Origin of the sequence: Paenibacillus sambharensis (assembly GCF_003233845.1) — a bacterium.
In the GTDB taxonomy this organism is placed as follows: Bacteria; Bacillota; Bacilli; order Paenibacillales; family Paenibacillaceae; genus Paenibacillus_I; species Paenibacillus_I sambharensis.
Genome location: NZ_QKRB01000013.1, coordinates 1 through 332, shown reverse-complemented (window position 1 = coordinate 332; position 332 = coordinate 1). Strand labels below are relative to the sequence as shown.

Below are 332 nucleotides of genomic sequence, written 5' to 3'. Positions count from 1 at the left end.
AGTCTGGGCCGTGTCTCAGTCCCAGTGTGGCCGATCACCCTCTCAGGTCGGCTACGCATCGTCGCCTTGGTAGGCCGTTACCCCACCAACTAGCTAATGCGCCGCAGGCCCATCTGTAAGTGACAGATTACTCCGTCTTTCCCGGTTCCCTCATGCGGGGGAACCGCGTATCCGGTATTAGCATCCGTTTCCGGATGTTATCCCATGTCTTACAGGCAGGTTGCCTACGTGTTACTCACCCGTCCGCCGCTAATCTTTAAAGGTGCAAGCACCTTCAAAGATCCGCTCGACTTGCATGTATTAGGCACGCCGCCAGCGTTCGTCCTGAGCCA

At 56.9% G+C, this 332-nt stretch carries 1 rRNA gene; it reads right to left on the bottom strand.

The annotated features are described in order from the left end of the window. Window positions 1–332, bottom strand: a 16S ribosomal RNA gene (locus DNH61_RS02215); the annotation flags it as partial.